Raw genomic sequence first — 15,104 nt, forward strand, 5'->3', positions numbered from 1 at the left:
GCGGTAAATGATGTTCGAAGGGGGTGCAGGGGGATGAAGAATGAATAATTAATTAAAGATAAAACCAACGACGGTTTATTTGAGTACAGGAGCATTAGCTAAAAATTGCTACCCTGCCCTTCCCGGCCTTGAATGGGGCGCGGAGGTCCTGCCGGTATACCTTGTCTGATGGTCAGCTCGGCTCGAAACCTGCGAGGTTTGTACTCCGGAAGGGACGCCCCCCCCTCAAGGCCATTGCCTTTCCTGGAAGGGAAACCTCGCAGGTTTGGGATCAAGGCCTTGTTCGGAACCCCGGGGGTTTTAGAAGGAGCATTGTTCTCTATCCCTCCACGCCCGCACAGGCTGCAGCGGGTGCCCCATTCACCGCCTTGATTGTTGAGTCCCTCGTATCAAGACAAAAAGAACACCTCTGTTGGGAAAACAACCTTTTCCTGGTGTGGGTTCTCAATCTCCCTACCCTCCATAGAATATCCTAGTTACAGGATTATCTCTGCCAGCTTATCCCCAACATCAGCCCCAGGTTGTCGCTGTACTGTTCGCCCGCATCAGCACCCAGCTTAAGAAGAATATCCAGACTCTCCACACGCTCCAGCGCGTAACGGAACTCCATCATCAGCGAGTACTGCTCGCGCCGAAACTGGTCTCTCGGTGTAATATCCGGGTGGTCATTTGGGATGGAATCGCCCCCCTGCTCTATCCAGTCGTCCTGCACGCCGTAGTTGCGTGACCAGGTCAACAGGCTTCTCCAGCTCAGTCGCCGGTCCCAAAATGCGCCCCCCATCCCAAGGTGATGCCCCACCAGCACGTTATTGGTGATAGTGGTGCCGTCAAAAAGGATCAGCGGAATTCCCAGCGTGCGATTCTCGTAAGTCCACCCGCTGCCGTATACAAAGTTGTCATAATAGTCGCGCCGGCCGATCAGCTCCCACGATTTTGCATCCTGGTTTTTGGTGTTGACATGCTCGTAGGTGAGTGCGTTCAACCACCGGTTTTGATCCTCGAACTCCAGGTTTATGCCCCAAACCCCGTCCCAGGGACTCCGAAACCGGGTTGAAACTTTATCCTCCAGGTAAAACAGCCGGGTCAGATGCAATCGATAACTCTCATGCCTGTACAGCAACCCAAACTCATAGGCTGCTACCGAATTCCCTATTACGTTCGATTTCTCGCCTCCCGGTGCGTTACTGTCCTCATCGGCTCCCCGACCGGTAACAAGACGGATATAGTCTCCAAAAGACTGCGGCAGCTGACCCCGGTCCGGGTCCACACCGCCCCACTGCGCATTGTGAACAATACCTCCCGTCCCTGACAGCGGCCCCACATTCACCCTCAGGTAAAGATATTTTTGATGCAGATACGGCCGCTCCACATGCCGGTCTTTTTCAAACCACCCGTGGCTGAACATGCCTTTGTACTGCAGGTATCCCCCGGCAAAAGGCACATTCCTGAATTCCGGGGTCGAAATGGAGATCTTTGGCAGTGGTGTTGCGTTCCGGCTAACCATCATGGATCCCACTGACAACGCATGATTGTTTAACCCGATCGGCTGTGGAAAGCGACCGATATCCAGTTTCAGGCCAAAAGCACGGCCGCTCAGATAGAGCTGGGGAAACAGAATGGCACTTTCTCCTGACCAGCGAAGCAGGGCATGTCCACCGGCATTGAAACTACTTTTATCATTTTGGAAGATGGTGTGACCAAAGCTGATCTCATTTAAAAAGTTGGTACTTCCCGGGTCCACCATCCCGTCCATCCCGGAATAAAACCAAAACGGAAGTTCGCCCTCGGTCGCGGTATAAACAGAGGAACGAAGCCCTATACGGAAGTCATCCTTATTGATGGTCTCTTGGGCATGAGTCGTCACGCAAATACCGAATACTATCGCAAAAACTGAGAAAAATCGCATGTTTAAAACTGAATTAACCGGGTTATGGATTAGAACTTAGCCATGAATTCCTTGATTGCAGTTACCACATCCTCCTGTTTTCCTGTTTCCATTTCCGGCCATATCGGCAGGCTTAGTACCTGCTGTGCCATCTTTTTTGATACTTCCAGCTCATAATTGAGTTTGCTGTAAACCGGCAGTTGATCTTGTGGCACCGGGTAGTAGACCCCCGTGCTGATCTTTTTTTCAGAGAGCTTTTGACGCAGCTGGTCCCGTTTACCGTTTAACACGCGAATGGTGTACTGGTGGAAGACGGGGTTGACGGGTGACGGGTGACGGGTGGCGGGTGGCTTGATGCCGCTAACATCTTCAAGTGCTTCTGTATATCGTTGGGCAATGCTTTGGCGCAGGCTGTTTGCTTTGTCCAGGTATTTGAGCTTAACCAGCAGCACCGCAGCCTGTATAGTGTCCAGCCTGGAGTTGTACCCCAGCATCTCGTTGTGGTATTTTTTCGTGGAGCCGTGGGCCCGGAGCTTCCGGCAGAGCCCGGCTGTTTCATCATCATCGGTGGTTATGAGTCCGCCGTCACCAAAACCTCCGAGATTTTTGGTCGGAAAAAAAGAAAAGGCGCCAACATCTCCAATGGATCCGGTTTGCTGACCGTTGCAGGTGGCTCCGAACGACTGGGCGCAATCTTCAATCACCTTAAGATTGTGCTTTTCTGCGATCTGCATGATTTCATCCATCCCGGCAGGCAGACCGAACAGGTGCACCGGCAGTATGGCTTTCGTGTTTTCGGTGATGGCAGGTTCAATATTGGCGGGTTGCAGGTTGAAGGTTGAAGGTTCAATGTCGACGAAAACGGGCCGGGCGCCGATATTGCTGATCGATTCGGCCGTGGCAAAAAAGGAAAATGGGGTCGTAATCACCTCGTCTCCGGGTCCCACCCCTGCCGCCCGTAATCCAATTACCAGCGCGTCGGTACCGGAATTTACTCCGATGGCGTGCTCTACTCCCAGGTATTCGGCCGCTTGCTGTTCAAACTCCTCGACCTCCGGACCTAAAATAAACTGGCCATGCTTCATCACGTTCTTAATGGCGTTGTTATATTCTTCCCAGTGGGCCTGGATGTCGGGCTTTGGATCGAAAAGGGGGATGGGCATTGGAAGGTTAAAGGTTAAAGGTTAAAGGTTAAAGGTTGAAGGTTGAAGGTTGGAGATTGAGTTGTCAGATTAATTAATTTGATAGGCTGTCACTGCTTCTGAGACTCTGTCATTGGAGTTGTATTTTTCAAGATATTGAATGAATCGATATGTTTTCCGTGATATTTTAGTAGCGAGCTCGTAGCATTCTTTGAACTGTTCGTCTGTTATGTATTTACAATCCAGGGCTACATATAAAATGGATCTTGTTTCCCCGCATGAAGCTTTTGAACGACCTAAATAATCAATAAATTGCTTTACAGTCCGGCTTTCAAATCCTTCGCTGATATTGTTCATTACCGACACTGATGAACGACGGATCTGATCTTTTAAACCGAAATCTTTATCAAATTTTTCCTGTCTCGTCAATTCATAAATTTTGTTGACAAGAATTCGGGATTCCCTCCAAATATCCAGATCCTCAAACTTTTCTACAGATGCCACGGCTCAATTCGTTCAGTATTAATATGTTAAATAATGTTGAATGTTACAGGTTACAGGTTACAGGTTACAGGTTGCAGATTGGTGATTGGTGATTGTACTAAAAACCTTCAACATTCAACCTGTAACATTCAACCTTCAACCTCCAGCCTTACACTCCCATCCGCTAACCTATATTCTTCTCCGGTTTCAGGACAGATGGCTGTGTTTTTTTCATTAAACTGCAGTCGATGGCCGTTCCGGCTCATCCAGCCCACCTGCCGGGCGGGATTGCCCAAAACAAGGGCGTAGTCGGGAACCTCCCTGGTCACAACCGCGCCGGCCCCGATGAATGCATACCGCCCTATCTCGTTGCCACAAATGATTGTCGCATTGGCGCCAACGGTCGCTCCTTTTCCCACTCTCGTCTCGAGAAACTGGTTACTGCGATCTACCCCGCTGCGGGGATTGATAACGTTGGTAAACACCATCGAGGGACCCAAAAACACCTCGTCTTCACAAATCACACCCTCATATACCGATACATTGTTTTGAATTTTGACCCGATCACCAATTTTAACATTGTCCCCAACAAACACGTTTTGTCCCAGCGTGCACTCACTGCCAATACTGGCGTTTCCCATCACATGACAAAAATGCCACACCTTGGTCCCGCTGCCGATCGCCGCCCCTTCATCAACATAAGCGGATTCATGAATGTAGGCTTCCTCGTGGATCATACTTGTCTATTGTTGCAGGTTGAAAGTTGAAGGTTACAGGTTGCAGGTTGCAGGTTGCAGGTTGGTGATTGTACTAAAAACCTTCAACCTTCAACCTTCAACATTCAACCTGTAACATTTAACATTCAACATTTAACATTCAACATTTTCGCTGCTTGTAAATTCGCTCGATAATATCAACTACTTTCATCCCCTCGCGGGCACTGGTCTTTATCTGGCTTTTTCCGGATAGTGTGTCTATAACATTTTCTATGACGTAGTGATGATTGGCCGCACTTCCTTTAAAGGGGCCATAATCATTCGGCGGGTTGGTCGGGGACAGTTCCGGGACTTCATAATCTTTAATATGGCAGTATTCAATTTTATCCATATACTGGCCGCCAATTTTTAATGAGCCGTTACTCCCTATTACAATCATACTGCTTTCCATGTTCTTATCCCAGCAGGATGTCGTATAGTGAATCGATCCCTCTCCCCCCGTTAAAAATTTGAAATTAACGATACCTGTATCCTCAAACTCAATCATGCCACCGTGGTTAAAATTTTCAAACCGGGCTGAAATATCAGTAATATCTCCAAATATCCAATACATGATATCCACAAAATGGCTAAACTGGGTGAACAGGGTGCCTCCATCCATATCCAGGGTTCCGTGCCAGTCTCCCTCCTTATAATAGCGTTTGTCCCTGTTCCAAAGGCAGTTGATCTTTACCAGGTAGATCTCGCCCAGTACTCCTCCGGAAACCACTTGTTTAAGCCATTTGGAAGGGGGACTATATCGATTTTGCTTGACAACGAACACCTTCTTGCTGCTTTGCAGCGCGGCTTCAATAATTCCTTCACAGTCTCTCCGGTTCAGAGCCATCGGTTTCTCAATAACGACATGACAACCACGTTCCAGGGCTTCTATGGACAGCGGTGCATGCAGCCCGTTGGGCACACAAATATTGATCACTTCAGCGCGATTATCAGCGGGATGCAAATTCCAGTAGTCTTTCATGCTCGGATAGTAAGCCGCCTCAATATCGAGCTTCCCGAGGTACTTCTGCTGTGTGCTGTCGGGATCGATGACAGCCGTCAATTCGGCTCTTTCATGCTCATGAATGATTTTGGCGTGCCGTTTACCAATTCGACCAAATCCGCATACTGCAAATGTGACGGGGTTATTACTCATTAATTACACATATGGAGTTTCTGAAATTTCCGATGTGGATATTAAAACTATTAGAATTGAATCGAAACCCGAATGTCAGCTGAATATTAAATCCAACCCGTATTACCTCACAAATATTTATGTTGTAACACCATAAGCCCCTACACAACAAGGAGTTCAGTCTATGTTTATCGCTTTTTGAAATCTACAGGGTATTTTCCTGGAGCGCGCTTTCTCACCCAAGCAATCCTTCCAGGTAGGCCCCGTAGGAGTTGGTGTAGCTTTCTCCCATCGCTTTCAGTTCCGCCCCCGTTATCCACCCCTTTCGCCAGGCGATCTCTTCGAGGCAGGCGATTTTCAGCCCCTGGCGGCGTTCGATAATCTCGACAAACTGGGAGGCTTCGAGCAGCGATTCGGGCGTGCCGGTGTCGAGCCAGGCAAACCCGCGGCCCAGCAACTCTACTTTGAGCTTATTCTGTTGGAGATAGGTCTTGTTCACATCCGTGATTTCAAGCTCGCCGCGGGCAGAAGGCGTAATAGTCCTGGCAATATCCACCACGGTGTTGTCATAAAAATAGAGGCCCGTAACCGCGTAATCCGAACGGGGATGCTCCGGCTTTTCCTCGATGGAGATGGCGTTCCGGTCCTCATCAAACTCCACCACCCCAAACCGGTTGGGGTTTACCACCTGGTAGCCAAATATCGTGGCCCCTTCGTCGCGTAGTGCGGCTTGCTGCAACAGTGCGGTAAATCCCTGCCCATAGAAAATGTTGTCACCAAGGATCAGGGCAACATTATCGTCACCGATAAACTCTTCACCAATCAGGAAGGCTTGTGCCAACCCTTCAGGTTTGGGCTGCACGGCATACTTCAGGTCGATGCCCCAATCCGATCCATCGCCCAACAGTTTTTTAAACGCCGATTGATCGACCGGTGTGGTTATGACAAGGATATCACGGATACCCGCCAGCATAAGAACCGATAACGGGTAATAGATCATCGGTTTGTCGTAGACCGGCAGCAGCTGCTTGGAAACGCTCTTAGTGACCGGATGAAGACGGGTTCCGGTACCACCGGCCAGGATGATGCCTTTCATTGGGGGGGGAGTTACAGGTTGAAGGTTACAGGTTATAGGTTACAGGTTATAGGTTACAGGTTATAGGTTATAGGTTGGAGGTTTGTATTATGGGTGCTTTATCTTCAAAATATTTTATCTTGCGTCTGTTAAATTTCCCGTATCCGTAATTCGATTTTAATTAGGGATCTTTGCAGGGCCTCCCAGTTTGTTGGAAGGTGGTTGTATCACCGACCTTGTTGACCTTTTAAACGTAAGTACAATTTCCTAAGAACAAGGAATTGAGGGTTTTCAAAGTCCTTAATTAAATGATCATTCCCGCACCGACCGTCTCATTGGTAAACTCGTCGATAATGATAAGGCTTCCCGTATCACGGTTGCGCTTGTAGCTGTCGTAGAAAAGCGGCTGGGTGGTACGGATATGAATGCGGCCGATGTCGTTCAGGCCGATCTCCTTGTCCCCCTGCACGCGGTGCAGTGTGTTGATGTTGACCTTGTACTTTACCTCTTTGACAATACACCGCGCATTCTGGGTTGTATGCTTGATCGCATACTTGCCACCCGGCTCCAGCGGTTTCTTGTTCAGCCAGCATACCATCAGGTCGATATCCTGCCCCACGGTGGGCTGGTTGTCGGGCTTGGCGATCATATCGCCGCGGCTGATGTCGATCTCATCTTCCAGCGTCATTGTCACGGACATCGGTTGAAAGACCTCCTCCTCTTCCTTCTCGAAGGTCTCCACGGTATTTATTTTTGAGGTAAACCCGGACGGAAGCGCAATAATTTCGTCGCCCGGCTTGAATACGCCACCGGCCACCCGACCGGCATACCCGCGGTAATCGGGATATTCTTTGGATTGCGGCCGCGTTACCCACTGGACCGGGAAACGGCTGTCTACATGGTTGTAGTCGCTGTCTACCTGCACGTTTTCCAGCGTATGCAGCAGGGTGCTGCCGTTGTACCACGGCATATTGTCGTCCCCTTTGTCGACCACGTTGTCCCCGTACAGGGCACTTATCGGAATGTAGTGAATATCGGGCACATCCAGCTTGGATGAGAAGGTCGAAAACTGTTTTTTAATCTTCTCAAACTGCTCCTCACTGTAATCGACCAGGTCCATCTTGTTGACACACAAGATAATATGCTTGATCTGCAGCAGCGAAGCGATAAACGAGTGCCGGCAGGTCTGCTCAATTACACCATTGCGGGCATCCACCAGGATAATCGCAAGGTTGGCCGTGGAGGCCCCGGTCACCATATTCCGGGTATACTGCACGTGGCCGGGCGTATCTGCAATTATAAACTTCCTGTTGGGCGTCGAAAAATATCGATACGCCACATCAATGGTGATACCCTGTTCCCGCTCGGCAGAAAGCCCGTCGGTCAGCAGCGCCAGGTTGGTATACTCATCCCCCTTCTTGCGGCTGGATTCCTCAATAGCTGCCATCTGGTCATCAAAAATCTGCTTGCTGTCATAAAGCAGGCGACCGATCAACGTACTTTTTCCATCATCCACACTGCCCGCGGTCGTAAACCGCAGCAGATCCATATCCAGATATTTCTGCGCTTCTGTTTTTTCGTTGTTACTCATCGATTACGATTCTTAATTTAAAAATTGATATCTTAGAATTGATAAAGTTTTAAAGTGAAAAGTTTTAAGTGTTAAGCTTTTTATCCAGGCTTTTTATCAATCCCTGTAACATAGATGATAGTTCTTTTAACTCATTAATTATCCTTTTAGCTAATTCTCTTTCGATCAAGTTTGTTTCCATACCAATATAAACTTGAGTTCGCAATTCAGCTGCAGAACCTTTTGCGATATTCAAAAAATACCTGAATTCCTTCTTTGATTGACGTTCCGCACCTTCTGCAATATTAGAGGGTATGGATATAACTGATCTCAGAACTTGGTTTTTAAATGCATAATCTTTACAGTTGCCCAAATAATTAATAAGATCTACTGCCAATCGAGTTGAACGCTGCCAGACCTCTAAATCTTCAAATGACTGGTACGCCATTTCAAAAATCCTTAACACTTAACACTTCCCTAGAAATACCCCTCCTTCTTCCGCTCCTCCATGGCTGCTTCAGAGCGCTTGTCGTCGGTGCGGTTGCCCCGTTCGGTGATGCGGGCCGAGGCGACCTCTTCAATTATCTCCGCCAAATCGGTGGCGTCAGAAAGAACGGCCCCGGTACACGTCATGTCGCCAATGGTTCGGAATCGTATCTTTTTCTTCTCGTATTCTTCGCCGTCGGTAAGCGTAATAAATTCTGATTTTGCCAGGTAGGTACCCTCGCGTTCAACGACCTCCCGCTCGTGTGCTTTATACAGGGAGGGAATATCGATACCCTCAGCCGCGATATACTGCCAGACATCCATCTCCGTCCAGTTGCTGAGCGGGAAAATCCGGAAGTGTTCGCCCAAATTTTTCCGCGCGTTGAAGAGGTTCCACAGCTCCGGCCGCTGGTTCTTGGGATCCCACTGGCCAAACTCATCGCGGTGCGAGAAAAAGCGCTCCTTTGCGCGGGCTTTCTCCTCATCCCGCCGGGCGCCCCCGAAAGCGGCGTCAAAGCCGTGCTCTTCCAATGCGTTCAGCAGGGTCGGAATCTGCAGCTTGTTCCGGCTGGCGTTGGGCCCCTTCTCCTCCTTGACCTTGCCGGCGTCAATCATATCCTGCACGTGGGCGACAATCAGCTCCACACCCAGCTCATCCATAAGCTGATCCCGAAATTCGATCGTCTCCGGGAAGTTGTGGCCGGTGTCAACATGCAGAAATGGAAACGGTATCTTGCCCGGCCAAAACGCCTTTTGTGCGAGGCGGGCCATCGTGATACTGTCTTTTCCACCGGAAAACATCAGCACCGGGTTTTCAAACTGGGCCGCCACTTCGCGAAACACGAAAATCGATTCGGATTCGAGCTGCCTTATATGACTTAATTTATACGACTTCATGACTTTATTAATAAACGATTGAACTTGGTCTAAAGCTGCCAAAGTTAAAGATTAATGGGAACAATGACTAACCATAATATCTTCACGTTTCTTTCAGCAGCGATTCATTACGAATATTGTAGATGCATACCTACACTAACGCCAGCTAGGGTTAAGGGGGATTTTTTAGAGAACACCGGTCTATCGAGATTCCAGGTACCTGAAAACCTGCTGTACGGCCTCATCAACAGAGATATCGGTGGTATCGATACTCAGTTGCGGGTTCTCAGGTTCCTCATAGGGATCGCTGATCCCGGTGAAGTTATCGATCTCCCCTTTTCGGGCTTTTTCGTAAAGGCCTTTCACATCGCGGCGTTCACACTCTTCCAGCGGGGTGGAGATATAAACCTCGGTGAAATCCTCGCACATATCCCGAACAAAATCCCTGGCGTCCTGGTAGGGAGAGATAAATGAGGCAACGACAAAAACGCCGTGCTTTTGCAGCAGACTTGCCACAAAGCCGACTTTCTTGACGTGGCTGTCTCGCTCCTCTTTCGAGAAGCCGGTGGTGGGAAAGACCTCCCGAACAGCATCCCCGTCAAGATGTTCAACTTTATAACCCCGATCCTTGAGGGTCGCGTATACTTTTTCCGAAATAGTGCTTTTGCCGGACCCGGAAAGACCGGTAAACCAAAGGACGGTGGGTTTTAAATTCGTTTCGCTCATAGTAGTAAGTGAAAAATTTTAGATTCTAACTGTTACGATTTTTGTTCATGCTATCATCGTTAAGCCCTATTACAAAACTGCCGTTCTTCAGGTCGGGCTTGTTATAAGTAAGCGGGGAGGGATGCTGGCCATTTTTAGCTGAATTCCGGTACACGCAATCGCCTGCAGCCACATCCCATTCCATGGTCGGACCCATACGCGGGTAAATATCCGCTTTGCCTTCCGCTACCAGGCAAAATTTGATTGAACTGCCCGCCGGCATCGTTTCCTCAACGGTAATTCCCTGCTTCTTCAGTTGATCTTCCAGGTCCGAAGACCCGTGCGAGCGGCTGCAAACCACCTTCAGCGGGGTCAACTTGTCGGCTTGTTCAGAATAAATGCGTACCGGATCCCCGGCTCCGTCCTGCCTGAACGAACCGTCCTGCTTGCTGCCATAATACGTAACCTGTCGGGCCGGAACGTAAACGACACCAAAAACGGGTTCTCCCTGCTCTACAAGCGCGATGTTAATGGTAAATTCTCCATTTTTTTTGATAAACTCTTTCGTACCGTCAAGCGGATCCACGATCCAGAATTTTTCCCAGTGCTTTCTCTCCTCATAGGATGGAAGCCCCCCCTCCTCGGATATGACCGGCGTCTCAGGGTCGATCGTCTCCAGTGCCTCTGTAATAATCTTGTGGGCGGCCAAATCCGCCTTGGTGAGCGGGGAGTCGTCCTCTTTTGTTTCCACTTCTATTTCCTGGTTATAATATTCCAGAGTGGCCTCTCCCGCCTTGCGGGCGGTCTCTATCACTTTTTCAAACATGTTCAACATATTCCGGTTTTTCCATTCAATATATTTAACGTGAACTTCACTGTTTTATAACTGCCTGTGACACCCTTTTCCATGCCCGGCGGCCTTTAAAAGACAGGGGCAAAACTACGAAAAGATTTTTTTAATCCCATTTTTAAGTAGGAGATCCTCAAAGAGAAGCTAGTGTAGTTACTGGTTAACCAGTGAAGTAATTATTAGGGCAGTATTGGTTATTATTGGGCTTCATTTCCTGGAATCCCTATAATGGCCAGATAATGGGTACCAGCAGCACCGTGATCGTGGCGATAATGAGGTTTAACGGGAGTCCAATCCTGGTAAAGTCGGTAAACTTGTACCCTCCGGGGCCATAGACCATCAAATTGGTTTGATACCCTATGGGAGTGGAAAAACTGGCCGATGCAGCCATGATGATTACCATCACAAACGGCATGTAGCTGACCTCCAGCGAGGCGGCCATGGAGATGGCGATGGGGAATATAAGAACTGCGGCTGCATTATTGGTGACCAGCTCGGTCAAAACCCATGTAGCAAGATAGGTCGCCGCCAACGCCAGGTACGGGTTGGCATCCGCATACTGAAACAGGCTTGATGCGAGCTCGCCGGCCGCACCCGTCACCTGCAGTGCATTACCCAGGCCCAGGGTAGCGGCAATCACCAGCAGCACCGTCCAGTCTATGCTTTCTTTTGCGGTACCCGTCTTGCAGCAGCCGGTCAGGATCATGAGTCCCGCCGCCAAAAATGATCCCTGGAACATCGATAAAAATCCCAGGGCTACCGACAGCACCATTCCACCCAAAATCGTCCAGGCATATGCCGATCGTTCGTAATTGGGGGGAGAAGAGTCAGCGATGCCGCTCACCAGGAAATAGTCGGTGGAGTTTTTGAATCGCTCAACAAAACTGGGCGGCGCCTCGAGCAGCAGGGTATCGCCCGTCTTCAGCCTTATATCGCCGACTTTCTCCTTTACCCTCTCCCCGTTACGCGAGACGGCCAGCACGACCGCATCATAGCGGTTGCGGAACCCTCCCTCCTTGATCGTCTTTCCATTCATCGGGTGAGACTGGGAGACCACCGCCTCGATCAGCAGCCGTTCTCTTCGGGGTGCATCCAGTTTAAAAACCTGGTCGGTAGCCGGACTTATCCCCTTGACCTGCTGCAGGTCCACAATTGAGCTGACGATTCCCGTAAAAATGAGACGGTCGTTTTCACGCAGTCGCTCTTCCGGTTCAACGGCGGCAATAATCTGTTCATGCCGGTAGATCTCCACCAGGTATAACCCCGGCAGGTGGCGCAGTCCGGCTTCTTCAATTGTTTTCCCGGAAAGCTGGCTGCCTTCGTCAACAATCATCTCGATGGTGTATTCCCTCGGATCCTTGAATGTATCGAACCCGGAACCGCGTGTGGGGAGCAACCGCTTGGCGAACAGGGCCAGGTATGCAAATCCGACGATGGCACATGGCAAACCAATTAAGCCGGGCTCGAAAATACCGAGTGAACTGGTCGCACTCTCATTGATAAGCAACCCGTTCACAATCAGGTTGGTACTGGTTCCGATCAGCGTGCAGGTACCTCCCAGAATGGCGGCATAGCTGAGCGGAATCAAGATCTTGGAGGCCGGAATCCGGTTTTTTCGGGCCCAGTCCTCCATCGCCGGGATAAAGGAAGCTACAACCGGCGTATTATTCAGAAAGGCACTCACTACCATTACGGGTCCCATGACACGTACCTGCGCCCTCCTGATACTTTTCGAGTGCCCGATAATCTTGTTTACGATCAGGTGGATTGCCCCGGTTTCCTTGAGTCCCGCAGCCACCACGTAAAGAGCCGCTACCGTAAGCATTCCCTGATTAGAAAACCCAACCAGGGCCTGTTCAGGAGTAATAGCATTTCCGACAATCAGCAGGGTAAGCCCGCCCAAAAAGATGATATCCGGCGAATATCTGGTCGATATCAGCAATACCAGACACAGCAATATTACAAATATTACACTCCAACCTGCTATTATCATAGTTTGGGTTCATTATTGGTCGGCAAGTCAACTAATTTCACAAATGTAGGTAACAAAATTTGACAGTCCAATCAAGAACCCGCTAAAAAACGAACCGGACCTGTACGCCCAGGTTACTGCGTGTATTCCCGCGTATTTCACTTAATCCACTGCCCAGAACCTGCCGGTTTTCGAACACCGTGATTCCAAACTTGGCCCATATCTCCATGAACTCATACGGTTCATAGTTTGCCAGCAGGTAGAGCCGCTGTCCCTGGTCGTACAGCATCGTATTCGAAAACAGGTACAGCAGATCGTTTTCAAACTGGTATACCCGGCTGTTGTAGCTGTCGGTCTCAAATACAGAGACGCGGGCGTCGAACGTCCACCGTGAATTGGGCTGGTAGCGCAGGTCCTGATACACCAGGTATCCCTGCTCCGCCGGCGCGCCGGGCGGCTTCGACCGCACCCATTCTCCCCGCATCCGCAAGCGAACCCTCGGGTTCACCCGATATTCGGCATGCAGCCTGAAACTTGATCGACGGCTACGATCCAGTTTTCGGAGAGAACGTCCATACGGACCCTGGACTTCATACTCATCCTCTTCATATTCCCCCCGCCCCTGCAGGTACAGCTGCAGGTCGTCGTGCAACTGGACTTCAACGAGCCCCAGCCAGTCCACGCCCTGCGTCGGCTGGTGGGTTCCAAACCGGGGACCCGGGAACCGGTACTGATCGAAATAAGCGCTTACCAGTATTTTTGAGCTTAACTCGTGACTCAGCCCGATATAGATCCCCTCCTCATTCTGCGGCTCCCCGGACTGCTCGCCGAATCCCGCCCCATAGACAGATTGAAAATTTTTTTGATAGTTTCGGTAAGCGATAACAAGGCCGGTGTTATTGCGTATCGGGGTTTCTATCCCGGCAATCAGCCCCATTCCACTGTTTTTCGTTCGCGCTCCTTCCCCGAAGATGAGCGTGGATCCCAACAGCAATTTATAGTCAACCCCCAGTGCCGACGTTTGCCTGCCGCGGAAGTCAAACGCATTGTATACTGCCGAACCGGAATCGATATGCTTGTTGAACGAAGTATGGTATCCGGTAGCTCCGATGATTCCGAAAGGGAGCGCAAGTCGTACCCGCCCCCCGGCCATATTCTGCTTGAGACTTCCTTTTTTGGCGATTTCGGTACGCGTGCGATGCATGCCGTCATCGGAGGGGAAACGGGTTGTATCTTCATTTATCACCGAAGCCGAACGTCGCTGGGCAGAGTAGAACCCGTTAACCCGGAATTGACCGCCGTAGGTAGCTGCAATTCCCCGGAAAAAGTTGGCTTCCATAGACGAAGTATAGGGATGAATTCCCCGTTCCTTTTTAGCGACCGTGCCGATAACCTCCCGTCCTTTACCAAACGCTCCGCCGTTCCACAATACCAGTCCCTGCCCGAACGAAAGGCTGTAATCCCCGATCACCATTTGCTGGAGCTTCCCGTTGTCGGTCAGCGCCAGGTGCCAGGATGTATAATCAAACCCCGAGAGACCCTTGAGCGGCTCTCCGGCGTCTTTTTCCTGCGTGAGGTTTGCGGAAATATGGTTGCTGCTATACTGCAGCCGATGATAATATTTGACGGGACTTCCCTGGAAGCCCGTGGAATCCGGCCGCCGGTAACCCTCCTGCTCTTGCAGGGACCGCTGGAACCGGGAGAAAAACTCAACCTCGCTGTCGCTGGTCCAGTAGCGCGGATCGGTGTAGAGGGCCCGCAGCCCGGGACCGGTTTCGATCGTCACGTACGGGCGGACGCGGTCCAGGGTAACCCGACCGATGCCGGGCACTTCCCTCAGTTCATCGACCGATTCAAACGGCTTCACATCATTGCGATAGTCAAGGACGGCCCGGGCCAGCCTCAGGTTGAGTCCCGGCACCTGCAGGAGATCGTCGATACCGGCGGTATTAATGTCTATGGGATTGGCCGCCAGGTTTTGCAGGAACCGGGTTAGCTGCTCAGCATTCATATCGGTGTCTTCCGGATCGATGTTCTCGAGTGCCCGTTCCAGGTCGTCACGCACCTTCGAATCCGTGGTATCGGGCTGTTGTGCAAAGCTGCTGGTTCCGGCGGATATAACTGCAACGGCAATCAATAGCTTCTTAAGCATCGTGCAATCGGTCTCTTG

Annotated in this window: 13 protein-coding genes; all 13 read right to left on the minus strand. The window is 50.2% G+C overall.

Translation table 11 applies throughout. From position 1 onward, the window contains the following. Positions 1-484 precede the first annotated feature (484 nt). Positions 485-1,906: a capsule assembly Wzi family protein gene (locus ACG2F4_RS11090; protein ID WP_395260721.1), complete on the minus strand. Its 1,422-nt coding sequence runs from the start codon at positions 1,904-1,906 to the stop codon at positions 485-487. 29 nt (positions 1,907-1,935) lie between these two features. After that, positions 1,936-3,048 (minus strand): DegT/DnrJ/EryC1/StrS family aminotransferase, encoded by a 1,113-nt coding sequence (locus ACG2F4_RS11095; protein WP_395260723.1) that lies wholly within the window; start codon positions 3,046-3,048, stop codon positions 1,936-1,938. Positions 3,049-3,117: 69 nt separating this feature from the next. Continuing rightward, a complete protein-coding gene (locus ACG2F4_RS11100; RefSeq protein ID WP_395260725.1) occupies positions 3,118-3,531 on the minus strand; it encodes a four helix bundle protein in 414 nt (137 codons plus the stop codon). A gap of 128 nt (positions 3,532-3,659) precedes the next feature. Then, positions 3,660-4,247, minus strand: a complete 588-nt coding sequence (locus ACG2F4_RS11105; protein WP_395260726.1) for an acyltransferase — start codon at positions 4,245-4,247, stop codon at positions 3,660-3,662. Between the two features lie 139 nt (positions 4,248-4,386). Then, complete coding sequence (locus ACG2F4_RS11110) at positions 4,387-5,421, minus strand: Gfo/Idh/MocA family protein (protein WP_395260728.1); 1,035 nt, start codon at positions 5,419-5,421, stop codon at positions 4,387-4,389. Positions 5,422-5,635: 214 nt separating this feature from the next. Next, positions 5,636-6,496, minus strand: a complete 861-nt coding sequence (rfbA, locus tag ACG2F4_RS11115) for a glucose-1-phosphate thymidylyltransferase RfbA (RefSeq protein WP_395260730.1) — start codon at positions 6,494-6,496, stop codon at positions 5,636-5,638. A gap of 283 nt (positions 6,497-6,779) precedes the next feature. After that, a complete protein-coding gene (gene cysN / locus ACG2F4_RS11120; RefSeq protein ID WP_395260731.1) occupies positions 6,780-8,066 on the minus strand; it encodes a sulfate adenylyltransferase subunit CysN in 1,287 nt (428 codons plus the stop codon). Positions 8,067-8,130: 64 nt separating this feature from the next. Further along, positions 8,131-8,493, minus strand: coding sequence for a four helix bundle protein (locus ACG2F4_RS11125; RefSeq protein WP_395260733.1), 363 nt, complete (start codon positions 8,491-8,493; stop codon positions 8,131-8,133). 29 nt (positions 8,494-8,522) lie between these two features. After that, positions 8,523-9,428, minus strand: a complete 906-nt coding sequence (cysD, locus tag ACG2F4_RS11130; RefSeq protein ID WP_395260735.1) for a sulfate adenylyltransferase subunit CysD — start codon at positions 9,426-9,428, stop codon at positions 8,523-8,525. A 180-nt stretch (positions 9,429-9,608) separates the two neighbouring features. After that, a complete protein-coding gene (cysC, locus tag ACG2F4_RS11135) occupies positions 9,609-10,133 on the minus strand; it encodes an adenylyl-sulfate kinase (protein ID WP_395260737.1) in 525 nt (174 codons plus the stop codon). A 25-nt stretch (positions 10,134-10,158) separates the two neighbouring features. Further along, positions 10,159-10,938, minus strand: coding sequence for a 3'(2'),5'-bisphosphate nucleotidase CysQ (cysQ, locus tag ACG2F4_RS11140; RefSeq protein WP_395260739.1), 780 nt, complete (start codon positions 10,936-10,938; stop codon positions 10,159-10,161). Positions 10,939-11,185: 247 nt separating this feature from the next. Next, positions 11,186-12,955, minus strand: coding sequence for an SLC13 family permease (locus ACG2F4_RS11145; protein WP_395260741.1), 1,770 nt, complete (start codon positions 12,953-12,955; stop codon positions 11,186-11,188). Between the two features lie 82 nt (positions 12,956-13,037). Continuing rightward, a complete protein-coding gene (locus ACG2F4_RS11150; protein ID WP_395260743.1) occupies positions 13,038-15,086 on the minus strand; it encodes a ComEA family DNA-binding protein in 2,049 nt (682 codons plus the stop codon). Between the last annotated feature and the right edge of the window lie 18 nt (positions 15,087-15,104).

This window comes from Halalkalibaculum sp. DA3122 (assembly GCF_043951865.1).
Taxonomy (GTDB): domain Bacteria; phylum Bacteroidota; class Rhodothermia; order Balneolales; family Balneolaceae; genus JAMQKA01.

What these genes read in the sequence shown, in the direction of transcription:
- ACG2F4_RS11090 (WP_395260721.1), bottom strand. Translation starts at nt 1,906, where the DNA reads ATGCGATTTTTCTCAGTTTTTGCGATAGTATTCGGTATTTGCGTGACG.
- ACG2F4_RS11095 (WP_395260723.1), bottom strand. Translation starts at nt 3,048, where the DNA reads ATGCCCATCCCCCTTTTCGATCCAAAGCCCGACATCCAGGCCCACTGG.
- ACG2F4_RS11105 (WP_395260726.1), bottom strand. Translation starts at nt 4,247, where the DNA reads ATGATCCACGAGGAAGCCTACATTCATGAATCCGCTTATGTTGATGAA.
- ACG2F4_RS11110 (WP_395260728.1), bottom strand. Translation starts at nt 5,421, where the DNA reads ATGAGTAATAACCCCGTCACATTTGCAGTATGCGGATTTGGTCGAATT.
- rfbA (WP_395260730.1), bottom strand. Translation starts at nt 6,496, where the DNA reads ATGAAAGGCATCATCCTGGCCGGTGGTACCGGAACCCGTCTTCATCCG.
- cysN (WP_395260731.1), bottom strand. Translation starts at nt 8,066, where the DNA reads ATGAGTAACAACGAAAAAACAGAAGCGCAGAAATATCTGGATATGGAT.
- ACG2F4_RS11125 (WP_395260733.1), bottom strand. Translation starts at nt 8,493, where the DNA reads ATGGCGTACCAGTCATTTGAAGATTTAGAGGTCTGGCAGCGTTCAACT.
- cysD (WP_395260735.1), bottom strand. Translation starts at nt 9,428, where the DNA reads ATGAAGTCGTATAAATTAAGTCATATAAGGCAGCTCGAATCCGAATCG.
- cysC (WP_395260737.1), bottom strand. Translation starts at nt 10,133, where the DNA reads ATGAGCGAAACGAATTTAAAACCCACCGTCCTTTGGTTTACCGGTCTT.
- cysQ (WP_395260739.1), bottom strand. Translation starts at nt 10,938, where the DNA reads ATGTTTGAAAAAGTGATAGAGACCGCCCGCAAGGCGGGAGAGGCCACT.
- ACG2F4_RS11145 (WP_395260741.1), bottom strand. Translation starts at nt 12,955, where the DNA reads ATGATAATAGCAGGTTGGAGTGTAATATTTGTAATATTGCTGTGTCTG.
- ACG2F4_RS11150 (WP_395260743.1), bottom strand. Translation starts at nt 15,086, where the DNA reads ATGCTTAAGAAGCTATTGATTGCCGTTGCAGTTATATCCGCCGGAACC.